Genomic DNA, 23,405 nt, shown 5'->3' on the forward strand with positions numbered 1-23,405 from the left:
GTTCAGCCACCGCTGGTAGCCAGAATGCTCGCCACCTGTTGCGGCTGGCAGTTGAGATAGGCCGAACGCTTGAGCCAGCCCGGGTCCGGGTACCAGGAAAACATGAATTGGCCGCCCTTGAGCTTGTCGATCACCTGCCGCGCCACTTGCGGGCGCACGGCCGGGCAACCCTGGCTGCGGCCGATACGCCCCTGGCGCACGCTCCACAACGGGTTCACGTAGTCGGCGGCATGAATCACGATGGCCCGGTCACGGGCCAAGTCATTGAAGCCCGGTTCGAGGCCGTCCATGCGCAGTGAATAGCCGTGGGTGCCCTGGTAGCTTTCCTGGGTACGGAACAGGCCCAGGCTCGACTGATAGCTGCCCAGGCGATTGGAGAATTGCGTGGCGAAATTTTCCCCGGATTTTTGCCCGTGGGCCACCAGGTCGCGCAGCACCAGCTTCTTCTGGCGCAAGTCGAAGATCCACAAGCGCCGGGCCGTGGACGGTTGCGAGTAGTCGATCACCGCCAGGTGACGGGCCTGGCCGGCGCCATTGGCGACCGCGCATTGCATGGCGCTCAAGGCACTTTTGAGCGCCAGGGGATTGAGTTCCGGCGCTGCCTGGGCGAGGCTGTGGTAAAGCGTTTGCGACTTTGCCTTTTTTTCGGCCAGCGCCGGGCTGCAAATGATGCCCAGGCCCAGCATGAGCAGGCAGAATCGGCGCAAAAAGCCCGTTACAGGCGAAGGGGGTCCAACGTGGTGTTCGTTCGCGGCATCCCGTCCGATTTCGTTTGTTTGCATGATGGCGGGTCGTACCTGTCGCAAAATTCACCGTCAACGAGACGGCCATGGATTGGAGTAAAGCAGTTGTTCAAAAAGTCCGCATGTTACCTGAGCCTTTTATTGCTCACTGCGCCATTGGTCGCCACAGCCGAAGACAGCGATCCGGCACTGGTGCAGACCACCCTGGCGCAATTGGCGGCCGCGTGCCCGGACGTTGCGGTGGGTGTCGACTTTCCAACGCTGCTCGACTTGCAGGCGTTCTACCAGCAAAACGCAGGCCAGGAAGTCTGGTCGGACGACGAACGACGGGGGGCGTTGCAGGTCCAGTTGCAACAATTGGCCGATGACGGCCTCGATCCCGCGCGCTATGGCTTGCCGGTCGAGGGGGCAAACCAAGTCCCTCATTGTGCCGACATCGCTATCAGCCGGCGCTACCTGCAAGCCTTGCATGACCTGCGCTTCGGCTATCTGCCGCAAGACCGGCTGGAGCCGGTGTGGAAAGCCAATCCACCGCCACAGGACCACCCGGCCGTGGTACTGGCCATCGCCGGGCTGGGCCTGCAGAACCTGGCCGACGCTTTTGAACAGGCGCGGCCGAACCTGGACCTCTACCGCAACCTGCGCGGCCTCTATGCCCGACTGCGGCAACAGCCTTTAGCCGAATGGCAAGCGGTGCCGGGCGGGCCGTTGCTGCAACCGGACAAACAGGATACCCGCGTACCCGCCCTGGCCCAACGACTGTTCAACGAGGGTTACCTGAGCACGCCGCCGCAGGTGAGCGACGAGCACTACAGCCCCATGTTGGTGGAGGCGATGAAGAGCTTCCAGGCCCAGCATTCGTTGCAGGCCGATGGCGTGGTGGGGCCGTGGACCGTCACCGAGCTGAACATCAGCCCGGCCATGCGCCGCGAGCAGTTGCGCATCAACCTGGAGCGCATGCGCTGGCTGGCCCAGGACGTGGAGACCGACAGCATCCTGGTCAACGTGGCGGCGGCGCAGTTGACGGTTTACCAGGGCGGCGCGCCGGTCTGGCAAACCCGTACCCAGGTGGGCCGTGCGCAACGGCAGACGCCGCTGCTCAAATCCCACGTCACCCGACTGACACTCAACCCGACCTGGACCATTCCGCCGACCATCATGCGCGAAGACAAACTGCCCGAGATCCGCCGCGATCCGGAGTTTCTCAGCCGCCACAACCTGCGGATCCTCGATGGTGATGGCCTGCCGTTGCTGGCGGAAGACATCGACTGGGAGCACCCGGGCAACCTCATGCTGCGTCAGGATCCAGGTCCGAAGAACCCGTTGGGCAAAATGGCGATCCGTTTTCCCAATCCGTTTTCGGTGTACCTGCATGACACACCGAGCCAGGCGTTGTTCAGCAAAGGCCCGCGGGCCTTCAGTTCAGGCTGCGTGCGGATCGAGCAAGTGATGCACCTGCGCGACCTGCTGGTAAGCCCGGCCGAACGCGCACGCACCGACACGTTGCTGGCCAGTGAGTCGACCCACGAGTTCAGGCTGGCCCGGCCCGTGCCGATCCTGCTGGGCTACTGGACAGCACAAGCGGACAGCCAGGGCCAGGCGGTGTATGTCCCGGATATCTACGGGCGTGACGCGACACTGTCTGCCGCCCGTGGACGTGCGCTCTGAGCTCAGGCGCATGCGGTCGCGGGCGCCTGGGTGGTTTCGTCGAGCGTTGCGAATAACCGCTGGCCGATAACGCCGGCGGCCTGCAAATGTTGTTGCGGATCGGCGGTTTCCGAGTCGAGCAAACGCTGGGAGCTCACTACCCGGGCGCCGCAATAACCGAAAATGCCATGGTCGATCTGCGTGATCATCGCCTCACCGTAGCCGTGGCGCTGGAAGCTGTCGGCATCGGCGCCTCCGACCCCCACCAAATGGACCTGCAAGTGCTGCAGTTTCTGGATGAACGGCTTGTCGAGGCTGAAATCGAACGCCCAGCCGTTGGAAAACACCCGGTCGATCCAGCCTTTGAGCAGTGCCGGCATGGACCACCAGTAAATCGGATAGACCAACACCAACGCGTCGGCACGGTCGATTCTGGCTTGCTCGGCCAGCACATCCGCGGGCGGCAAGGCCTCGCGGTGGTGCACGGCGTGGTCGGCAAAGCTGAAGCGCGGCTCGAAGCCTTCGGCAGCCAGGTCGGCGATCTCGAACGTATCGACAGGGTTGGCGCGGGTGATGCCCTCGGCGATTTTCCCGGCCAGGCCGTGGGTGAGGGAGCGCGGATCGTGGTGGGCCACAACGATGAGTGCATGCATGGCGAAACTCCTTCTGGTCACGAGGTCTTGATGACAGGTATGCTTAAGTTACGCTTAGTAAGTTACGGTTGGTAAAGTTAGCATGTCAAGCACTGACGAACATTCTCAAGCTTCACCTCGTCGTCGTTTATCCCGGCAGGACCGGCAGCGCCAATTGCTGGATGTCGCCTGGCGATTGGTGCGCGAGGAGGGCAGCGACGCCCTGACGCTGGCACGGCTGGCGGACCAGGCGGGGGTGACCAAACCCATTGTCTACAACCACTTCATTACCCGCTCTGGGCTGCTGGCGGCGCTTTACCAGGATTTCGATGCCCGTCAGACCGCACGGATGGATGCGGCCCTGGATGCCAGTGAGGCCACCTTGCAAAGCCGAGCGGCGGTGATCGCTTCTTCCTACGTCGAATGCGTGTTGTTGCAAGGCCGAGAGATTCCCGGGGTGATTGCAGCGTTGACCAGCTCGCCGGAGCTGGAACGCATCAAGCGCGAATACGAGGGTATTTTCCTCGACAAGTGCCGCGCGGTGCTGGAGCCGTTCGCCGGCACGAAGGGCATCACCCAGGCCGGTTTGCGGGCGATGCTGGGAGCGGCGGAAGCATTGTCCAATGCCGCCGCTACTGGGGAAATCAGCGCTGATGAGGCGAAGGAAGAGTTGTTGGCCAGTATCGTGGCGATGGTGACCAGGACCGCCGATAACCCTTCGAGCTGACCCACCGCTATACCGAGCAAGCTCGCTCCCACAGAGGGTTGGGCTCAACCGCAGCTCTCCTGTGGGAGCGAGCTTGCTCGCGATGACGGTCTGACGGTGAACGGTGGGTTCGAACGACTGCACTTTTATGAAGCCGCAGGCGGGGTGATCGCACCATCGCAAGGCAGTTGGCGGTGCCTGCGAAACAGCGCAGGAGGCTGGTCAGCTTGCGATGGCTGAGCCGACGGTTTCGCGGCCAGGCCCGCTCCCACAGGGGATCGTCGGCGAATTCGAGGTTGCGAATACAGTCGCGGATGAGGTTTGGCACGCTCGCTGCAAGAGGCTATTCAGGCCCACCGTGAACACAGTCGAGTGGGCAGCCCCGTCGGTCAACGAAGATCGAGCGCCAGCAGGCCGGGGGACAACGGTAGGTCAGGGCGCAGTCGCCGGGCCGATACCGCACAGAACAGGCAAAGACGCCTGGAACCGCAAGGTTTCAGGCGTCTTTTTTTTGCTTTCAAAATCGTGATGGGCTTTTGTCGGGTGCTTTTTATGAATTCCAACGTTGCTTCTCTGAACAAGCTGCAAACGCTGATCGTGATCGGCAATGGCATGGTCGGCCATCACTGCGTCGAGCAACTGATCGAACGCGGTGCCCTCAATCACTACCACGTGCATGTGTTCAGCGAAGAGCCGATGCGTGCCTACGACCGCGTGCACCTGTCCGAGTACTTCTCCGGGCGTGATGCCGAGTCCCTGGCCCTGGGCGAAGCGTCGTTGTACCAGACCGCCGGCGTCACGTTGCACCTGGGCGTACCCGTGCTGGAAATCGACCGCCAGGCGCGCCAGGTCGTCACTGCCCGGGAGCGCATCAGCTACGACAAACTGGTGCTCGCCACCGGTTCCTACCCGTTCGTGCCGCCGATCCAGGGCGCCGAGGGTGACTCTTGCCTGGTCTACCGCACCCTGGAAGACCTGGATGCGATCCGCGCCGCTGCCAGTAATGCCCGCCGTGGCGTGGTGGTCGGTGGCGGCCTGCTGGGCCTGGAAGCGGCCAACGCGCTCAAGACCCTGGGCCTGGAAGCCCATGTGGTGGAATTCGCGCCACGGCTGATGCCGGTGCAGTTGGATACGCAGGGCGGCTTGGCCCTCAAGGCGCGCATTGAAAGCCTGGGCGTCGGCGTGCACCTGTCCAAGGGCACTCAGTCCATCAGCGCCGGCGAGCAGTACCGTTATCGGATGAATTTCGGCGACGACGATTTCCTGGAAACTGACCTCATCGTCTTTTCCGCCGGTATCCGCGCCCAGGATGCCCTGGCACGCCAGAGCGACCTGCAGATCGGCCCGCGCGGCGGCGTGGTGATCGACGATCATTGCCAGAGCAGCGATCCGGACATCTACGCCATCGGCGAATGCGCGGCCTGGAACGGCAGCATTTTCGGCCTGGTCGCCCCGGGCTACCAGATGGCCCGTAGCGTCGCCGCCCGGCTGTGCGGCGAAAGCGCTGAAGCCTTCACCGGCGCAGACATGTCCACCAAGCTCAAGTTGCTGGGCGTGGACGTCGGCTCCATCGGCGATGCCCATGGCAACACTCCAGGTTCGCGCAGCTTCCAGTTCATCGACGAAACCAGCGCCAGCTACCGGCGGCTGGTGGTGGACGCCGCCGGCAAGCGGGTGATCGGCGCGGTGCTGGTGGGGGACAACAGCTACTACGACACCTTGCTGCAATACATGCAGAACGGCATCGCCTTGCCCAAGGATGCCGCCAGCCTGATCCTGCCATCGTCCGAAGGCGCCCCGACCCTGGGCCCGGCGGCGTTGCCGGAAACCGCCACGATTTGCTCGTGCCACAATGTGACCAAGGGCTCGATCTGCTCGGCCATCGACGGCGGCTGTACCGATCTCGGCCAGCTCAAATGCGACACCAAGGCCGGTACCGGTTGCGGTGGTTGCGCGGCCCTGGTCAAGCAAGTGTTCGAGCACGAATTGATTGCCCGCGGCGTCAGCGTCGACAAGAGCCTGTGCGAACATTTCGCCTACACCCGCCAGGAGTTGTATGCGCTGGTACGGGTTGAAGGCATCATCAGTTTCGAAGAACTGCTGGCCAAGCACGGTCGAGGTCACACCGGCTGCGACCTGTGCAAGCCGGCGGTGGGCTCGATCCTGGCGTCGTGCTGGAACCAGCCGATCATGGACCCATCCCTGGTGGCGCTGCAGGACACCAACGACACCTTCATGGCGAACATGCAGAAAAACGGCACCTACTCGGTGGTGCCGCGCATCGCCGGTGGGGAAATCACCGCCGACAAACTCATCGCCATTGGCGTGGTCGCCAAGAAATACGACCTCTACACCAAGATCACCGGCGGCCAGCGCATCGACCTGTTCGGCGCCCAGTTGCACCAGTTGCCGGACATCTGGGCCGAGCTGATCGAAGCCGGTTTCGAAACCGGCCATGCCTACGGCAAATCCACCCGTACGGTGAAATCCTGCGTGGGCAGCACCTGGTGCCGCTACGGCGTGCAGGACAGCGTGCAGATGGCCCTGACCATCGAAGATCGCTACAAAGGCCTGCGCTCGCCACACAAGCTCAAGTTCGCGGTGTCCGGTTGCACCCGCGAGTGCGCCGAGGCCCAGAGCAAGGACGTCGGCGTGATCGCCACCGAGAAGGGCTGGAACCTCTACGTGGCCGGCAACGGCGGCATGCGTCCCCGTCACGCCGAGCTGTTCGCCACCGACCTGGATGACGCCACGCTGATCCGCTACATCGACCGTTTCCTGATGTTCTACATCCGCACCGCCGACAAACTGCAACGGACCTCGGTCTGGCGCGAAAGCCTGGAAGGTGGCCTGGACTACCTCAAGGACGTGATCATCCATGACAGCCTGGGCCTGGGCGCCGAGCTTGAAGCCCAGATGCAGCTGGTGGTCGACCGCTACGAATGCGAATGGGCCAACGCCTTGAAGGACCCGGAGAAGCTCAAGCGTTTCCGCACTTTCGTCAACGACAAGCGCGGCGATCCGGACGTTCACTTCGTCCGCGAGCGCGGCCAGCGTCGGCCGGTTCACGCCCATGAACTCCACCTGATTCCCGTTACCGAGGAGGTGCTCTGATGAGCCAGTCAAACGTCGTTCGCATTCCCGCCCGCGATGTCGCCCAGGAACCCTTGCAGTGGCGCGCCCTGTGCAGCCGCGCCGACCTGGTGCCCAACTCCGGCGTGGTCGCCTGGCACGACGGCAGCCAAGTGGCGTTGCTCTATCTGCCGGAACATGAGGACAAGCCGCTGTACGCCATCGACAACCGCGACCCCAAGTCCGGTGCGAACGTCATCGGCCGCGGTTTGCTGGGCAGCATCAAGGGTGACCTGGTGATTGCCTCGCCGATGTACAAGCAGCATTTCCGCCTGGAAGACGGCCATTGCCTGGAGTACCCGGAACAAAGCCTGCGGGTGTGGCCGGTGCGCTTGAATGGCGATGTGGTGGAGATTGGCGAGGACTGATCCCTGAGTTGAAAGCTGAATGAAAACCTGTGGGAGCGAGCTTGCTCGCGATGGTGGTGCATCAGTCGACAAGCCTGCTGCTGATCCAACGCTATCGCGAGCAAGCTCGCTCCCACAGGGGATGTTTTAACTGACAGCATGATGTTCGAGCATGCCTTTGGCTGAATGTGGGGATGAACAATGAAAACCGCTGCCCAACTGGTGAGACTCAAGAGTGTGCAGAACCAGCAGGTCCACAGCATCGCGCCGGAGCAGACGGTGCTCGAAGCGCTGCAGGTCATGGCCGAAAAAAACGTCGGTGCACTGCCGGTGATCGAGGACGGTCAGGTGGTGGGCGTGTTCAGCGAGCGGGACTACGCGCGCAAGATGGTGCTCAAGGGGCGGTCGTCGGTGGGTACGACGGTGCGCACCATCATGAGCGCCCCGGTGGTCACCGCCGACAGCCAGCAGAGCATCGACCGCTGCATGGAAGTCATGACCGACAGCCACTTGCGGCACTTGCCGGTGCTGGATAACGGGCAGTTGATCGGCCTGCTGTCCATTGGTGACCTGGTGAAAGAGGCGATTGTCGAGCAGGCCGACCTGATCCGGCAGTTGGAACACTACATTCGCGGGCACTGAGCCCACAGGGAATTTATCTGTGGGGGCAGTCTGCTCCCACAGTTCAGCCCAGCATCAGCAACTGCCGGATCAGATTCGGCGTGCTGCCGGTCCAGCGCTTGAACGAGCGACGGAAGTTCGCCGTATCGTTGAAGCGCAAGTACTGCGCCACTTCCTCGTTGCTGAACCCCTTGACCTGATACAGATACAAAGCCACGTGGGTGTGCACCCGGTCGACCTGTTGCTGGAACCCGGTGTGGTGCTTGTGCAACTTGCGCTTGAGGGTAGCCGGGCTCATGGCGAAGGCCTGGGCGGTTTGTTCCAGGCTTGGCGTCTGCTGCACATGGGCGTGCAGGTAGTCGTAGAGGCAATCGAGGAAGCTTGACGCGAACCCCAGTTGGTCGAGCTGGTCCTGGGCCTCAATTCGTGCCACCTGGCCGGCGGTGGCCGACACGTTGGGCCAGGGCTGGGCGAGGCAGTGGCGGGGCAGGCGCATCAGGTCCAGGGGACGGTCGAATTGCGTGTGTTCGCCCAGGTGCACCCAATACTGCTCGACGTAACGCGGCTCGCTGTGGCGAAAACTGCACTGCCAGGGCAGGCGTTCACTGCTGAGCCAGGCGCTCATCGCCACCATCGAGGTCATGCTCGCCTCCAGCACGAAGCGCCATTGTTCCCCGGCGCCGCAGCTGTCCAGCCAATGGACATAGGCGTAGTGCTCGTCCAGCAACAGGCGCGGGGCTGCCAACGGGCTGAGCAGCGCCTGTTGGTCGATCAGGCTTTGCAGGGCCTGATGCAGATTCTGCGCGTGGCGCAAGGCGTGGCTCGCGGGTCCGTAGTGGCCGGGCAATAGCCGTTGGCCAAACAGGAAACTGCTGTCGCTGGCATCCAGCAGGCGCCGGCTGTTGTCGATCAGGCCGAGGAATTGCTGCGGGCTGATGCGGCTCTGTCCGGCGAGGATATCGTCATGGAACAGTCCGGTGCCGCGCAGGAGGCGATGGCTGTCGATGTCCCGGGACAGCGCCAGGTCGATCAGCGCGGCAGGCTGATAGTGCCCCGGAATGAAGCGGCTGTCGGTTTCGTACCAGCAGGTCTTGAGCGTCATGCGCTTTTCGCCAGCGTGGTCCGGGATTGGGCCAGTGCCAGGTTCAGGCGCTTGAGCAAAACGTCGGGGGCTTCGTCGAACGCCATCAGCACTGCCGTGCTGGCGGCCAGTTGCAAGCGCTCGCTATGTTGCCGGGTCTTGTGGGCCAGGCTGCGCACCGCGATTTCCAGCTCCAGGGCCAGGCGCCGGGCCTGGCTCTCGCCAGTGTCGGGCAGCAGCACCACGAAGCGATCGCCGGCCAGGCGACACAGCAGATCCTGGCGACGCAGGTTCAAGACCAGCAACTGACTGATCGCCTGCAACACCGCATCGCCTTCGCCGTGGCCGAAGCGTTGGTTGATGGCGGTGAAGTTGTCCAGGTCCAGGGCCAGCAACGACAAAGGCTGCTGGCGCCGCCGGCTGTCTTCCAGGCTGGCGGACAGTTCGTGCTTGAGAAAGTCGGCGCCCCCCAACGGCGTGAGCTTGTCGAACAGGCGGTGCTCGCGGAACAATCGCTCGCGTTTCTCCATTTGCCCGTTGATCGCCAGCTGTTCGCGGTGCCAGTGATAGATGCCGAGGGTCAGCAGGATCATGCCCACCGGCATGGGGCCGGATTCGAGCCAGTGATCCCAGGTGATGCTATCGGGCAAGCGGATGAATTCGTCGAGGCTGTCGATCCACCAGGAAAAGAAGATGCAGCCCAGGCCCAGGATCAGGTAGTTGGTCACCCGCCCGGCCGGGCGGCTTTTCAATACCAGCCCCAGCCAGACCAGCGCCAGCAGCGCCGAGCCGCCTTCGCCGAGAATATCCAGCCAGACCCATTCGGCAATGGGTTTGAGCTCGCCGCTGGCCAAATGCAGGATCAGCCCGAGGTTGGCCGCCAGCAGAAGCAGGGCGAGTTTGAAGCGGTGCGGGCGAAGCACGGAGAACATGGCCGAAGTCCTTTGCCAGAAGCGGAATGCGGCCCAGCACAGCAGATGGATGTGACAGTGCGGTGACGGCGGGTAACGGAGTGGGGGAGGTCGAATCAGCTCATCGGTCATCCGGTTTTTTCACTGTATGGGACAGCACCTCTCCCATTGTGGCGAGGGGATTTATCCCCGCTGGGCTGCGCAGCAGCCCTGTAGAGCTGATTGCACGGCGTGACAGGTATGCCGCATGGGGGCGCTTCGCACCCCAGCGGGGATAAATCCCCTCGCCACAAAATTAATTGTCTTCAGATTCATTGAGCCGCAGGGAAGAGGTCATTTCAGCTCACTTCGGTCGACCAACCTGTCTAAATCGCCGATATCGTCCTTTGGCTGGCACCGCTGTCACAGAACCGTCATTCCCCACCCCTAGCGTGCCCTCCCAGTTGCCGGGCCACTGCCTGGCGGATTTCCGGATTCCTGGGGAGGATCACCATGTACCACCGCACAAGCACCGCCGGGCTCGTCGGTTTCACCTTCACCGCGTTGGCGATGGCCATTGCCAGCGAACGACTGAGTGCCGCCGAGCAAGCGGCCGGCGCCACGGAACACGTTGAAGTGGTCGGCCAGGCGGCGAGTATCGACCAGGCCCTCAAGGAGCAGCGTAGCGCCGACAGCATCAAGAGCGTGGTGCATGCCGACGGCGTGGCGCAGTTGCCGGATGAAAACGTCGCCGAAGCGGTGCAGCGCCTGCCCGGTGTCAGCGTCGAGCGCGACCAGGGCGAAGGCCGGTTTGTCAGCGTGCGTGGCCTGGGGCCGGACCTCAACAGCGTGACCATCAACGGCACCCTGGTGCCGGCTCCGCAAAGCGAGCGTCGCGCCGTTGCCCTGGATGTGTTGCCCTCGGAACTGGTGCAGTCGTTGTCGGTGATCAAGACCCTGACGCCGGACATGGACGCCAACTCCCTGGGCGGCACGGTGGATGTGAAAAGCCTCTCGGCCTTCGACCACAAGGGGCTGTTCTACACCGGCAGCAGCGAAGCCAGCTATGACAAGAACACCAGCCAGACCAGCCCGAAATTCTCCGGCGCCATCAGCGACCGTTTCAGCCTTGGCGATGGTATCGACAACTTCGGCGTGGCCGCGGCGCTGAGCTGGCAGAAACGCGACTTCGGTTCGGACAACGTCGAAACCGGCGGTGCCTGGGATTTCGCACAAGGTTCACGCCTCGAAGAGTTCGAACAGCGCGACTACGACATCCGCCGCGAGCGGGCCGGTGGCGGCTTGAATTTCGACTATAAGCCCGACGACTTCAGCAGCTATTACCTGCGCACGCTGTACAGCCGCTACAAGGACAGCGAAACCCGCAACGCCGCCAGCATCGCCTTTGAAGACCCGCAAGCCGCCGGGCAACTGGGGGACGCCGAGGGCGAGCGCAAACTCAAGCAACGTGAAGAAACCCAGGAAATCCAATCCTACGTACTGGGTGGCGAGCGCCTGTTCGGTCTCTGGACCCTGAGTGGCCAGGGCGGCTACAGCCAATCCAGCGAAGACAGTCCCGGCCATATTGCCGGGGCTACCTTCGAAGGCATCGACGGCTTCAATGGTGGTTTCTACGACAACGATAAGCCGCGGCCGATCATCGACTCGGGGTTCTACGATCCGGCCAACTTCAGCCTCGACAAGGTGGACTGGGAAGCGCAGAAGACCACCGACACCGAGAAGAACCTGCGCCTGGACCTGGCCCGGGACTATGATTTCAGCGGCTATGCGTCCCAGGTCAAGTTCGGTGGCAAAGTCAGCCGGCGGGACAAGGACAACGACCTGGACGCCTGGGTCTACGAAGATTTCGACGACCTGGGGTTCACCGACGAGCAACTGAACCTCGGGCAGTTCCAGAAAGGCAGCGTGGACTACCGTCTCGGTCGCTTCGGCCCGGGCATCAGCGCCGATGCCATCAAGCAGTTGCTGGGCGGCCTGAACCGCGACGAGTTTTTCGACGAGCAAGAGTCGCGAGTCAACGACTTCAAGATGAGCGAGGACATCAATGCCGCGTACCTGATGAACACCGTCGACATCGATGACTGGCGCTTCATCGCGGGCATGCGCTACGAAGGTACCGAATTCGAAGCCAAGGGCAGCGGCGCCACTGACGGGGTCTTCACCGATACCGAGACCCGTCGCGAGTATCATCACTGGTTGCCGGGCCTGCACGCGCGCTACCAATTGGACAAGAACACCCAGGTGCGTGCGGCCTGGACCAAGTCGGTGGTGCGTCCAACCTTCGGGCAATTGGCGCCAGGTTTTGTCATCGACGATGACGAAGCCACTTTCGGCAACCCGGAGCTCAAGCCGCTGGAATCGAGCAACCTGGACCTGGGTATCGAGCATTTCATGGGCCACGCCGGCACGGTCTCGGCCTTCGTGTTCTACAAGGACATCAAGCATTTCGTCTACAACACCGACCTGGCCGGTACGGGCGCCTGGACCGATTTTTCAGAAGCCCACAGCTACGCCAACGGCGACAGCGCCAAGCTGTACGGCCTGGAATTGGCCTACTCGCAAAAATTCGACTGGCTGCCGGCCCCCTGGAACGGGCTGCTGCTGGGGGCCAACACCACCTTCAGCCGTTCGGACGCCGAGATCGAAGGTTTCGACCAGGCCAGCGGTACCCAGCGCAAGCGCAGCATCGACCTGCCGAACCAGTCGGACACGGTCGGCAACCTGATGCTGGGTTGGGAAAATGACAAGCTGAGCCTGCGGCTGTCGGCCAACTACAAGTCAGCGTACCTGTTCGAGCTGGCGTCCATCGGCGACCGCGACCATGACCTGCACGTAGACGCCCAGACGTTCGTCGATTTCAGCGCGCGTTACTCGCTGACCAAGAACCTGCAAGTCAGCCTCGAGGCCCAGAACCTCACCGACGAGTCGTATTTCGTCTACACCGGCCACCGCTCCTATAACGGCCAGTACGAAGAGTACGGCCCGACGTACAAGCTGGGGCTGACCTTTACCCATTTCTGATTCGCGAACCTGATCACTTGTGGCAAGAGGATTTGGCTGTGGGAGCAAGCTTTGCTCCCACAGATGAATTCCCTGGCAATAGAAGTGAGCAACAAGCCCGTTTGAGTCTGACTGAACGACAAGGATTTTCCCGTTGAACAAGCTGTTTTCCTTACCCAAGCGCTGCCTACTGGCGATGGCGCTCAGCCTGGCATCAGCCGCCGCCCTGGCAGCTGCTTCAGTGCCCAAGCTAAAGCTGCAACCCTGGCCTCAAGCCGAACAACGGTCGATCAACGCCCTGGCATTCCTGCCTGGTCCTTCGACGACCGAGCGACTGGCCAGTGCCCGCGAGGGACTGTTCTTGCTCGATGCCCAGGGTCGCGAACTGACGCGCCTGAAGGGCACCTTCGAAGGTGTCGATAGCCGGGCCCAGGGCGCGAACGTGCTGGTCGCCAGCCTCGACAGCGAGCGCCAGCAAGCCATGGTCGTCAGCCTCGACCCACAAAGCCGCCAGTGGGGCGCGCCACTGTACCTGCCCACGCGGGACTTCCCGGTAAACGGCCTGTGCCTGTACCGCGACGAGGCGAGCAACCTGTTTGTGTTCCTGGTGGGGGAAGAGGGCAAGGGCGAGCAATGGCTGGTGAGCGCCGGCGAGCGGTTGGGTGCGACCGCCCAACGGGTGCGTGGCTTACCACTGCCGCCGGACGCCAAGACCTGCCAAGTGCAGGACACCAGCCAGCAATTGTTCGTCAACGAAGAGCGGATAGGCTGGTGGGCCTACCCGGCATCCTCCGAGGCTGAGACCGTGCGGGCGCCCGTGGCGATGCGTGCGCCGTTCGGCGACATCCAGCAGGCGGCCGGCGCCTTGGCGGTATTGCCCGGTGGCGTATTGGGCCTCGATCCAGAGGCTGTGCAGTTGCATCTGTATCAACAGGACGGCAAAGGCTGGACACCCCGCGCCACGCTGTCGCTGCCGGGCCTGAAGGAGCCGGAAAGCCTGGCGGCGCGCCGGACGAAAACCGGTATCGAGGTGCTGCTGCGCGACAATGATGACGGACGCCTGTATCAGGGTGAACTCAACTGGCAACCCACGCCCATGCCCTTGCCGCCGGTGCTGCCCACGGTAGTTGCCATCGCCCAGAGCGAGCCGGTGGCCCGCCAGGGCGATGCCGCGGATGACCCGGCGATCTGGGTGCACCCGACCACACCGGGCTTGAGCCGGGTGTTGGGCACCAACAAAAAGCAAGGCCTGCTGGCCTATGACCTGCAAGGAAAGTTGCTGCAGGAACTGCCGGTCGGGCGCCTGAACAACGTCGATGTGCGGGCGAACTTCAAGCTGGGCACGCAAACCGTCGATCTGGCGGTGGCCAGCAACCGCGATCGCAACAGCTTGAGCCTGTTCAGCATCGACCGTGCCAGTGGCGAGTTGCGCGAAGCGGGGGAGATTGCGACGTCATTGAAGGATATCTACGGCATCTGCCTGTTCCAGCCCGCCGAAGGTGAGCTGTACGCCTTCGCCAACGGCAAGGACGGGGGCTTTGTGCAATACCGCCTTAGCGCACCCGACGGCGTGGTGCACGGTCAATTGGTGCGCCAGTTCAGCGTCGACAGCCAGCCCGAAGGCTGCGTGGCCGATGAGCAGCGCCAGCGCTTGTTTCTCGGTGAGGAGGACGTGGGTGTCTGGGCGATGGATGCCCGGGCCGACCAGCCGGCGACCTTGAGCAGTGTGATCAAGGTTGGCCCGTCGTTGCACGCTGACGTCGAGGGCATGGCCTTGTACCAGGCCAAGGGTCGCGACTACCTGGTGATCTCCAGCCAAGGCAACGACAGCTACCTGGTGCTCGATGCAGAGCCTCCGTTCGCCGTGCGGGGTGCGTTCCGGGTCGGCCTGAATGCGGCTGCGGGCATTGATGGCGCGTCGGAGACCGACGGCCTGGAAGTGACCTCGGTGAACCTCGGCGGGCCCTGGAACCAGGGCATGTTGGTGGTCCAGGACGGCCGCAAGCGCATGCCCGAACAGACCCAGAACTTCAAGTTCGTGCCCTGGGCCGACGTGGCGAAAGCCCTGCGTCTGCCTTGAGCGGCACTGTCATCAACCGGTCACGAACATTTCATCGAATAGCCGCCAGACAGGAGTTCTACCCATGCAAGCCACTTTGGAACACATGACAATCTGGGGCCTGATCAGTGACGCAAGTCTGCTGGTCAAGGCGGTCATGCTCACCTTGCTGCTGGCCTCGCTATTGAGCTGGTACCTGATCATCCAGCGCAGTGCCGTGCTGCAACGCAACGAGCGTCAGCTCAACGCTTTCATGCAACGTTTTCGCAGCACCCAGGACCTGTTGCCCCTGTACCGGGAACACGCACAGATACGTGAGGACGAGGGCGGCGTCACGCCGATTTTCCAGGCAGGCTTGCTGGCCTTCACTCAGCTCAACCAGCCTGCCTGTACGCCTGAGGTGGTACTCGAAGGCGTCGAGCGTTCGCTGCAGGTGGCGATCAGCGAACAGGAAGTGCACTTGGAGAAAGGTTTGCAGTTTCTCGCGACCGTCGGTTCGGTCAGCCCTTACATCGGCTTGTTCGGCACGGTCTGGGGGATCATGAATGCGTTCCTCGGCCTGTCCCAGGTGCAACAGGCCAGCCTTTCCACCGTGGCACCGGGCATTGCGGAAGCGCTGATCGCCACGGCCATCGGCTTGTTCGCGGCGATCCCGGCGGTGATTGCCTACAACCGTTTTGCCGCCCGCGGCCAGACCCTGCTGACCCGTTACTACGGGTTTGGCAACGAACTGCAGGCACGTCTGCACCGCAAGCTGCACGGCGCCCCGGTGAACCTGGCCTCGGCCGCTTGAAAGGAGAGGCAAGATGCTCGTCAAGCCACAACGCAAGCACGGTCCCAAGGCCGAGATGAACGTGGTGCCGTACATCGACGTGATGTTGGTGCTGCTGGTGATTTTCATGGTCACCGCGCCGATGCTGACCCAGGGCGTGAAGATCGAATTGCCCAAGGTCGCGAGCCAAGCGCTGGCCACCGACAGTCGCCAGCAAATCCTCACCCTGTCGGTAAAGGCCGAAGGCGGTTACTACTGGAACCTGGGCGGTGAGCTGGACACCCGCCACCAGACCGACAGCGCCGTGGACCTGGAGCAGATGCGCGCCAAGGTGGCGCAGGTGGTGGCCGAGCGCAGCGATACCCAGGTGTACATCCGTGCCGATGATCATGCCGATTACGGCCGGGTCGTCGCGGCCATGGCCGCCTTGCAGCAGGGCGGCGTGAGTAACCTGGGGCTGGTGACCGAGGCGCCGCAATGACGGCGATGATCATGCACAGTCCCGCCTTGAGCGTAACCGCGTTGAGCCGCCACGGTTTTTGGAGAAACGGCCTGGCGGCGGGACTGGCCGTGGCTCTGCACGCCGCAATAGCTGCGCTGTTGGTGTTGGGGTGGAACGTGGAGAAGCCCGTCGCCGAGACGCCGCGGGTGCTACGTACGCAACTGGTGATGTTGCCGGCCGCACCGGTGGCCGAAGCGCCTGCACCGGCGGCTGTCATCCCTGTTGCACCCCCCGTGGTCGAACCCGCGCCGCCACCCACGCAAGCGCCACTTCCTGTCCCCACCAAGCCGCTCGTCGACCCGCGGGTCCAGGCGCAGAAGCTGGAACAGGCGGCGCTGACCCGCAAACGGGTCGAGGAACAGAAACGCGAGCAGCAGGCCCAACAGCAGCAGCGCGAACGGCTGGAAAGTGAGCGGCGCAGGCAAGACGCCGAGCAGCAGGCCGCCGAACAACAGCGCCTGGTCCGGCAGGCCCAAGCACTCGCCGAACAACGCCAGGCCGAGCAGGCGCGCCAGGCCATCGCCGACAGCCGCAGCTATCAGCCCCTGAGCAAGCAAGCCCCGGATTATCCGCAACGTGCCCTGGACAAGGGCTTGGAAGGCGATTGCACCGTGGAGTACAGCGTGACGCCGGAGGGCCGGATCGACAGTCCCAAGGTACTCGACGGCTGCCATCCGTTGTTCATCCGCCCGTCCCTGGCGGCGGCCCAGACCTTCCGTTATCAGCCGCGAATCATCGATGGCAAGGCGGTGACGGTGCCGGCGGTGCGCAATACCTTTCATTACCGGATCAAATGAAGACAGGCCTGGCAGAAAATACCTGTGGGAGCGAGCTTGCTCGCTCCCACAGGGGGTTGTGTGCGGCCACATTATTATGGCGCCGTCAGGCCTTTACTTGCGGTAATGACTCGGCGCCACGCCCACTTCGCGACGGAATACCTGGGAGAAGTGACTGGCGCTGCCATAGCCGACCTCCAGGCCGATATCGATGATGCTGCGCTCGGTTTCGATCAGCAGTTGCCGGGCCCGGGCCATTCTCAGTTGGATGAAGTACTGCGAGGGCGAACGCCCGGTGGCGCGCTTGAACAGGCGGCTGAAATGGTATTCGCTCAGGCCGATGGTCCGGGCCAGGTCACCGAGGTTGAAGGGGTCGGCCAGGTGTTGCTCCATTAACAGGATCACCCGCTTGAGCTTGAAGGCGGGCAGGGCGTTGCGGCCGGACATGTCCTCGGCCCCGGCATCCACATAATGCCGCGCCAGGTGCACCGCCACGCATTGCGCCACGCCCTGGACCAGCAAGGCACTGGTTTCACCGCGTCGGGTCAGCTCCAACCGGATCTGTTCCAGCAAGGCCGAGAGCACTTCATCCCGCCCACCTGAGACTTCCCGCAGTTGGATCGCGCCGCCGCCAGCTTCGGCGATGGCGCGCTCCAGCAACGCCAGGCCCAAATACACATGCATGACCACGAACGGCTCAGGGCTGGTCACTTGCCAGCGCATTTCATAAGGCACAGGGGAGGTGGTCAGGAAAAAATCCCCGCGACAAACCGTATTCGCTTCCCACGGCTCGTGGGCGGTGCGCTCCTCGACAATGGCTTGCCCGGACAACACCCAGACGAGCAACGGCTCGGCCACCGCTGGCACGACGATGTGGGCTTCGCAACGCTCACGGACAAAGACCTCCACCAGGATATCCTTGCTCGATACGCCGTCGGAGGTGGCCAGGCGTTCGCCGCGAATGTGCCCTTGCAGGCCGTTTGCCGATGTTCGTTCGGTGACTTCCATGCTTCGATGGCCTCGATGAAACGGCCGCCAGACTAGACCGGGTCGGCGGCGGGACGGTGCTGGCGCAACAGTTCGATCTGCTGGGACGGGATCAACTCGCGCAATGCTTTATAGAGCGCCCGGGTTTCCAGCAGGTTCCAGATGCGCAGCATGGTTTCCAGGGCATCCAGGGGTTTGCTGATGAAGTCCCGGGCGCCGAGTGCCAGGGCCCGCAGGCGGGTGTCACGGGTCGCGTCGGCGGTCAGGACCAGGATCGGCAAGTAGTCGTTGGCCGGGATGCGCCGGTTCAGTTGTTCCAGCACGGCAAAACCGTCGAATGCCGGCATGTGCAGGTCGAGGATGACCAGGTCCGGCTCGAAGCTGTTGAACAGGTCGAGCGTACGCAAGGGCTCGGTGCTGCTCAGTACATTGTGCAGTCCTTCACGTGCCAGCAGTTGTTCCATCAGGTCCAGGTTGGGGCGCTGATCGTCGACGATCAGAATGCGCAAGTCGCGATTCATGCGGGCTCCGGTAGATAGTGCTCGAGGTGGCCGAGAAAGGCCTGGATATGGATAGGTTTGGTCAGGATCGCCGTGGCCCCGGCGTCGCGCAGGGCACGATGGGTCAGTTCGCTGGCATCGGCGGTGATCATCAGTACCGGCGTGGCCGCGGTGGCCGGGGATTGGCGCAGGCGCCGCAAGACTTCCAGGCCTTCCAGGTCCGGCAGGGTGACGTCCAGCAGGATCAGTTGCGGTGAGTGCTGACGGGCGAGGTCCAGGCCCATCTGGCCTTGCATGCTGGATAACAGCTGGATGCCGGGACGGCGCTGCATCAGGGTCTCGATCAGCGCGAGGCTCGACAGGTTGTCTTCAATGCAGAGGATTTTGCCGTGGTAATCCACGGGGGCGCGCGTTACGGCCAGGGCGGCGATGGGCGGCAAGTGCGTGCCGATCACCTGGGTGGCGGGCAGTTGCAGGGTAAAACAGCAGCCGTGCCCGGGCTCACTGTGGACCTGCAGGTTGCCCTGCATCATCTCCAGCAGGTTCTTGCTCAAGGACAAGCCAAGGCCAGTGCCTTCGACCTGCGGATCGGCGCCCAGGCGTTCGAAGGGCTTGAACAGCTGGCCCAGTTGTTCAGGGGCGATGCCATGGCCGGTATCGTGGACGGCGATGCTCACCTTCTGGGCCTGGACGCTCACTTCGATGCGCACCTCGCCGCCGGGTCGGTTGTACTTGATGGCGTTGGACAACAGGTTGAGCAATACCTGCACCAGGCGTTGGCGGTCGGCAAGCACACCGCTGTCGTCGGGCAGTGCAGGCAGGTCGATCAAGTGGATCCCGGCGTCGGCGGCCATGGGTGAAACCAGCGTCAAGGCTTCGTGCAGCGCCGTCGCCAGGGGGATCGGCTCGATGTTCAGGGGCAGGCGCCCGGCCTCGATCCGGGCGATGTCCAACACCTCGTTGATCAACGCCAGCAAGTGCTGGCCGGCCCGCAGGATGTGGCTGACCTGGGGGCGCTGGCCGGCGGTGGAGTCCATGTCCAGCAGTTGAGCGAAACCCAGGATGGCGTTCAGTGGCGTGCGCAGTTCGTGGCTCATGCGCGAAAGGAATTCGCTCTTGGCCCGGCTGGCGCTTTCCGCTTCTTCGCGGGCGGTGCGCAGGGCGATTTCGGCGGCGCGCCGGTCGGTGATGTCGCGGGTGATCTTGGAGAAACCGCGCAAGGCGCCCGTGCCATCGTACTGGGCGGTGATGACCACGCTGGCCCAGAAACGGCTGCCGTCCTTGCGGCAACGCCAGCCTTCCTCCATGTAATGGCCGTCGCGGGTGGCTTCGCGCAGGGCCATGTCCGGGTGCGCCGGGCATTCTTCGGGCAAGTAGAACAGGGAGAAGTGCTGGCCAAGGATTTCCTGCTCGGTGTAGCCCTTGATCCGCTGCGCGCCGACATTCCAGGTAGTGACGTAGCCCTGGGCATCCAGCGCGAAGATCCCGTAGTCCTTCACCCCATCGATGATCAGCCGCAAGCGCTCCTCGTTATCGCGCAGGGCCCGCTCGCGTTCTGCGAGTAACTGCCCGGCCTCCACCAGCCGCGTGCCGAGCTGGCCGATTTCGTCCTGCTCTGGCGGTTGCGGCAACAATGGTTGGCCCAAGGCCAGGCGTTGGGCGTTGCCTTGCACCTGCTGGACCCGGGCGACGATGCCCTTGGATAGGAACAGCACCGCGACAATGGCCCCCAGCAAGCCGCACACCGCGGCCAGCAATGTGGCGAACAGCAGGCGCATGCGCGTGGCCGAGGCGGCGGCGCTGCGCTCGGCGAGCAGGCCATCCTCGCGTACGCGCATCGCGCTGATCTGCTCGCGCAACACGTCCAGCACCTGCTTGTTTTCGATCAGGATCGCGGTGATGGCCTCGGGGTCGTCACGCTTGCCGTTGCGCAAGGCGAGCAAACCGTCGAGTTTGTCGGCGATCAGCGGGGTGATGGTCTTGAGGTGCTCGCGCATCCTGGCATCGCGAATGTTGTGGTCCAGGCGCTGCAACGCCGCATGGATCAGCGGCGTGGCTTGTTCGTAGCTGGGCAGGAAATCTTCGCGCCGGGTCAGCAGGTAACCGCGCACGCTGGCCGCCGCCTCGGCCAGCAAGGTATGGACCGTCTGGATATCACCCTGGACGAGCAGTACCCGGCGCACGTCCTCCTCGGCCCGTGCGGTCTGCCGTTCGGTGATATAGATCAGCACCAGCGACAGCAGCAGGACCACCAGGGGCAGGGAAATCACCACCAGGGCCTTGCCCCGCAAGGGCAGGTCGGCCCAGCGGCGGGCGGCGAGAAACCTCATGGCCATTGCCCTGCGGGTTGCGCCACCAGCCCCAGGGCCACGCCGCGCACTGCGGCCTGGGTCCGGTCGGCGGCGCCCAGTTTGCCGATGACGCGCTCGACGTGGGCCTTGGCCGTGCCGGGTGCGATGCCCAGCTTTTCACCGATTTCACGATTGCTGAAGCCGCCGGCCACCAGCCCCAATACCTGGCGCTCACGGGCGGTCAGGGCCTGGACCTGGGGGGCGCCATTGGCACCGCGCTCGGCCATGCGGCGCAGCAGGCGTGCGCTGACTGAACTGTTCAGCGCCTCGTCGCCCTGGGCAACCCGTTTGAGGGCGTCGAGCACCTCATCGCGGCTGGCATCCTTGAGCAGATAGCCGACCGCGCCCGCACCGATGGCGGCTTCGAGGTGGTCGGGGCTGTCATCCATGGTGAAGATCACCACTTTGATCCCGGGCTGGCGCTGCTGCAGGATCCGCGCCGCGCCCAGGCCATTGAGGACGGGCATGCGGATGTCGAGAATCGCGATGTCCGGTTGTAGCCGCTCGCACAGGTCGAGGGCCTCCTGGCCGTCGCGGGCCTGGCCGACGACCTCGAACCCCGGGCTGTCGGCGAGCATGCTGATAAACCCGGCGCGGGTGACTTCGTGGTCATCGGCCAGCAGCAGGCGCAAAGGACGGTTCATGGCTGTACTCCGGCAGACGGTAGCGGCACGCTGGCCAGCAAGCGGGTGCCGCCGCCGGGTTGGCTGCGACAGGCCAGGTGGCCGCCCAGCAGGTTGGCGCGTTCCTGCATGGCGGCCAGCCCGAGGTGGCAACTGCCGTTGGTCTCGATGGGTTGCTCCAAGGCAAAGCCACGGCCATCGTCTTCTACCCGCAGGCTGGCGTGGCCATCTTCCACCGCCAGCCCCAGGCCCACATGACGGGCCTGGGCGTGCTTGAGAATGTTGTTGATACCCTCCTGGGCAATGCGAAACAGGGCGATCTCGGTATTGCCCGGCAGGCGCGCGCTGCTGTGTTCGGTCCAGCTCACGGTCAGGCCCGCGTCACGCAGGCGATCGGCCTCCTTGTCGACGGCTTTGTACAGGCCGAAATCATCCAGTACGTGGGGGCGCAGGCCACCGATCAATTGCCGGCCCTCGCCGACGCAGCCTTGGGCCAGGTCGAGGATGGCCTGCAACTCGCTCGCCAGTGCCGGCGCCAGCGACGGGCAACGACCGGCGAAGCCCTGCAAGCGCTGGTGCAAACCGGCGAGGTTCTGCGCCAGACCGTCGTGCAGGTCGTAGGCCACGCGCTTGCGTTCGTCTTCCTGGGCGCTGAACAAACGGTGGACCAGCTCGGACATGGTCCGCTCGCGGGCCTGTAGCGCTTCGACCAGACGGCTGTTCTCCAGATGCGCCGCCAACAGTGTCGCGAGCAATTGCAGCGACTCGATGTCTTCGTTGTCCGGCGCGCCGAGGGCGACACTGTTGCCCAGCAGCAACGCCCCGAACGTCACGCCATCGGAGGTGCGCAGTGGAATGCGCAGGACCTGGGGCAGGGCGCTGCCGGGGGACTCCAGCCAATTCGGGCCGGGCGTCTGCGGCTGGGCCAGGTTGGCGAGAAAGTCGACCCGTTCCGCGCTCCCGTGGCTGGCGAGGGTGCGCAGCGTGTTGTCCGACGCCCACTCCAGCAACAGGCCGTGGTCCATCGCCATGAAGGCGCACGCCCGTTGCAGCGCACGCTGACGCATGGCCGGCAGGGGCAACTGCGTCAGCTCGTGGCCGGTGCCCAGCAACAGACCCAGGCGCGCGGCACGGCTTTGCGATTGGCGATACTGGCTGCGGATGGCCAGGGCACTGCCGGGGTCATGGGGCGGGCTTTGCATGGGGAGCTCCAGCATGGAAAAAGATCGGACGGTTCGCGGTGACGCCATTAGATCGTGTCACCGGCACCGGGCCTATCTGCCGAATGGCATAGGCGATCGGCACCGGTTGGCCGATGGCGAGAGCCGGGAAGGTCGGCAAAGTGGGCTCATTGAAACCCAAAGGAGCTTTCTGATGAAAATGAAAACCTGTGCCATCGCTGCTTTTTTCCTGCTGAGCGCGCCGTTTGTCCAAGCTGTCGAGGTCACACCTTACGTGTATCGCACAGTGGCCGAGCAGCCCAAGAACGTGAATGATCGGGAAATCGCTGCCCTGTTCGATCGCTGGAACGCCGCGCTGCAAACCGGTAGCGCCACCGCCGTGACCGGCCTCTATGCCCCGGATGCGATTTTGCAACCGACCGTCTCCAACAAGGTGCGCAACACACCGGCGCAGATCCAGGACTACTTCGAGCATTTCCTGGCCGCCAAGCCGGTCGGACAAATCAACTACCGAGAAATCCGTCACCTGGGGCCCGACGCGGCGATGGACAGTGGTGTCTATACCTTCACACTCACCCAGGCCGATGGTTCCAAGCGTGAGGTCCAGGCGCGCTACACCTTCCTTTATGAGCGTCTCGATGGCCAGTGGAAGATCATCAATCACCACTCTTCGGCCATGCCGGAAGTGCCGAAGACCTTGCATGCCAGTCACTGATCGCACTGTGTGCAAAGACCTGACTGTGGGAGCGAGCTTGCTCGCGATGGCGACCACCCAGTGCCGTGGAAGCAAGCTGACCCACCGCTATCGCGAGCAAGCTCGCCCCCACAGAGGGA

At 63.6% G+C, this 23,405-nt stretch carries 20 protein-coding genes; 11 read left to right on the forward strand and 9 right to left on the reverse strand.

Translation table 11 applies throughout. The features are described from left to right. Nucleotides 1-2: 2 nt before the first annotated feature. The gene (locus BLP82_RS00415) at nucleotides 3-686 is read right to left on the reverse strand and encodes a murein L,D-transpeptidase catalytic domain family protein (protein ID WP_092164422.1); all 684 of its coding nucleotides are present in this window, start codon (nucleotides 684-686) and stop codon (nucleotides 3-5) included. A 162-nt stretch (nucleotides 687-848) separates the two neighbouring features. Here BLP82_RS00415 and BLP82_RS00420 point away from each other — a divergent pair, with 162 nt between their 5' ends. Continuing rightward, entirely contained in the window at nucleotides 849-2,411 is a 1,563-nt protein-coding gene (locus tag BLP82_RS00420; protein WP_092164424.1) for a L,D-transpeptidase family protein, read from the forward strand. Nucleotides 2,412-2,413: 2 nt separating this feature from the next. On the opposite strand, the gene BLP82_RS00425 is transcribed toward BLP82_RS00420, so the two are convergent. After that, on the reverse strand, nucleotides 2,414-3,043 hold the full coding sequence (locus BLP82_RS00425) for an NAD(P)H-dependent oxidoreductase (protein WP_092164426.1): 630 nt from the start codon (nucleotides 3,041-3,043) through the stop codon (nucleotides 2,414-2,416). A gap of 82 nt (nucleotides 3,044-3,125) precedes the next feature. On the opposite strand from BLP82_RS00425, the gene BLP82_RS00430 reads away from it, so the two are divergent. The 4 genes from BLP82_RS00430 to BLP82_RS00445 all read left to right on the forward strand — a co-directional run bounded on the left by BLP82_RS00430 (nucleotide 3,126) and on the right by BLP82_RS00445 (nucleotide 7,849). Next, nucleotides 3,126-3,749 carry a TetR/AcrR family transcriptional regulator gene (locus BLP82_RS00430; RefSeq protein ID WP_092164427.1) on the forward strand — a complete coding sequence of 208 codons (624 nt, stop codon included), beginning with the start codon at nucleotides 3,126-3,128 and terminating at the stop codon, nucleotides 3,747-3,749. 531 nt (nucleotides 3,750-4,280) lie between these two features. Beyond that, a complete protein-coding gene (gene nirB / locus BLP82_RS00435) occupies nucleotides 4,281-6,842 on the forward strand; it encodes a nitrite reductase large subunit NirB (protein WP_092164428.1) in 2,562 nt (853 codons plus the stop codon). After that, complete coding sequence (nirD, locus tag BLP82_RS00440) at nucleotides 6,842-7,228, forward strand: nitrite reductase small subunit NirD (RefSeq protein ID WP_060742269.1); 387 nt, start codon at nucleotides 6,842-6,844, stop codon at nucleotides 7,226-7,228. Before nirB ends, nirD begins: the two co-directional genes overlap by 1 nt. A 180-nt stretch (nucleotides 7,229-7,408) precedes the next feature. Further along, nucleotides 7,409-7,849 carry a CBS domain-containing protein gene (locus BLP82_RS00445; protein ID WP_092164429.1) on the forward strand — a complete coding sequence of 147 codons (441 nt, stop codon included), beginning with the start codon at nucleotides 7,409-7,411 and terminating at the stop codon, nucleotides 7,847-7,849. 43 nt (nucleotides 7,850-7,892) lie between these two features. Here the strand turns inward: BLP82_RS00445 and BLP82_RS00450 are convergent, their stop codons facing one another. Both BLP82_RS00450 and BLP82_RS00455 read right to left on the reverse strand, forming a co-directional pair. Continuing rightward, complete coding sequence (locus tag BLP82_RS00450; protein WP_092164430.1) at nucleotides 7,893-8,930, reverse strand: AraC family transcriptional regulator; 1,038 nt, start codon at nucleotides 8,928-8,930, stop codon at nucleotides 7,893-7,895. Then, nucleotides 8,927-9,841, reverse strand: a complete 915-nt coding sequence (locus BLP82_RS00455; protein ID WP_092164431.1) for a GGDEF domain-containing protein — start codon at nucleotides 9,839-9,841, stop codon at nucleotides 8,927-8,929. The genes BLP82_RS00450 and BLP82_RS00455 overlap by 4 nt, the downstream gene beginning before the upstream one ends. A gap of 471 nt (nucleotides 9,842-10,312) precedes the next feature. On the opposite strand from BLP82_RS00455, the gene BLP82_RS00460 reads away from it, so the two are divergent. The 5 genes from BLP82_RS00460 (at nucleotide 10,313) to BLP82_RS00480 (ending at nucleotide 16,950) form a co-directional block, all read left to right on the forward strand. Beyond that, nucleotides 10,313-12,841: a TonB-dependent receptor gene (locus BLP82_RS00460; RefSeq protein WP_092164433.1), complete on the forward strand. Its 2,529-nt coding sequence runs from the start codon at nucleotides 10,313-10,315 to the stop codon at nucleotides 12,839-12,841. A gap of 133 nt (nucleotides 12,842-12,974) precedes the next feature. Then, the gene (locus tag BLP82_RS00465) at nucleotides 12,975-14,900 is read left to right on the forward strand and encodes a phytase (protein WP_371914087.1); all 1,926 of its coding nucleotides are present in this window, start codon (nucleotides 12,975-12,977) and stop codon (nucleotides 14,898-14,900) included. 64 nt (nucleotides 14,901-14,964) lie between these two features. Beyond that, nucleotides 14,965-15,672, forward strand: coding sequence for a protein TolQ (gene tolQ, locus BLP82_RS00470; protein WP_092164435.1), 708 nt, complete (start codon nucleotides 14,965-14,967; stop codon nucleotides 15,670-15,672). A 13-nt stretch (nucleotides 15,673-15,685) separates the two neighbouring features. After that, complete coding sequence (tolR, locus tag BLP82_RS00475) at nucleotides 15,686-16,132, forward strand: protein TolR (protein WP_092164437.1); 447 nt, start codon at nucleotides 15,686-15,688, stop codon at nucleotides 16,130-16,132. Further along, a complete protein-coding gene (locus BLP82_RS00480; protein ID WP_092164439.1) occupies nucleotides 16,129-16,950 on the forward strand; it encodes an energy transducer TonB in 822 nt (273 codons plus the stop codon). Before tolR ends, BLP82_RS00480 begins: the two co-directional genes overlap by 4 nt. Nucleotides 16,951-17,043: 93 nt before the next feature. Here the strand turns inward: BLP82_RS00480 and BLP82_RS00485 are convergent, their stop codons facing one another. From BLP82_RS00485 to BLP82_RS00505, 5 genes are read right to left on the reverse strand one after another with little or no spacing between them, the layout of a single operon-like run. Then, nucleotides 17,044-17,937, reverse strand: coding sequence for a helix-turn-helix domain-containing protein (locus BLP82_RS00485; RefSeq protein WP_092164441.1), 894 nt, complete (start codon nucleotides 17,935-17,937; stop codon nucleotides 17,044-17,046). 32 nt (nucleotides 17,938-17,969) lie between these two features. Further along, nucleotides 17,970-18,437: a response regulator gene (locus tag BLP82_RS00490; RefSeq protein ID WP_092164443.1), complete on the reverse strand. Its 468-nt coding sequence runs from the start codon at nucleotides 18,435-18,437 to the stop codon at nucleotides 17,970-17,972. Then, nucleotides 18,434-20,746 carry an ATP-binding protein gene (locus BLP82_RS00495; protein ID WP_170842248.1) on the reverse strand — a complete coding sequence of 771 codons (2,313 nt, stop codon included), beginning with the start codon at nucleotides 20,744-20,746 and terminating at the stop codon, nucleotides 18,434-18,436. The genes BLP82_RS00490 and BLP82_RS00495 overlap by 4 nt, the downstream gene beginning before the upstream one ends. After that, on the reverse strand, nucleotides 20,743-21,411 hold the full coding sequence (locus BLP82_RS00500; RefSeq protein WP_092164447.1) for a response regulator: 669 nt from the start codon (nucleotides 21,409-21,411) through the stop codon (nucleotides 20,743-20,745). The genes BLP82_RS00495 and BLP82_RS00500 overlap by 4 nt, the downstream gene beginning before the upstream one ends. After that, nucleotides 21,408-22,592 carry a sensor histidine kinase gene (locus BLP82_RS00505; protein ID WP_092164449.1) on the reverse strand — a complete coding sequence of 395 codons (1,185 nt, stop codon included), beginning with the start codon at nucleotides 22,590-22,592 and terminating at the stop codon, nucleotides 21,408-21,410. The genes BLP82_RS00500 and BLP82_RS00505 overlap by 4 nt, the downstream gene beginning before the upstream one ends. 172 nt (nucleotides 22,593-22,764) lie before the next feature. Here BLP82_RS00505 and BLP82_RS00510 point away from each other — a divergent pair, with 172 nt between their 5' ends. After that, nucleotides 22,765-23,286 (forward strand): SgcJ/EcaC family oxidoreductase, encoded by a 522-nt coding sequence (locus BLP82_RS00510; RefSeq protein WP_092164451.1) that lies wholly within the window; start codon nucleotides 22,765-22,767, stop codon nucleotides 23,284-23,286. Nucleotides 23,287-23,405: the final 119 nt, after the last annotated feature.

The sequence above is a fragment of the Pseudomonas sp. NFACC37-1 genome, from assembly GCF_900101575.1.
Lineage (GTDB): Bacteria > Pseudomonadota > Gammaproteobacteria > Pseudomonadales > Pseudomonadaceae > Aquipseudomonas > Aquipseudomonas fluorescens_AA.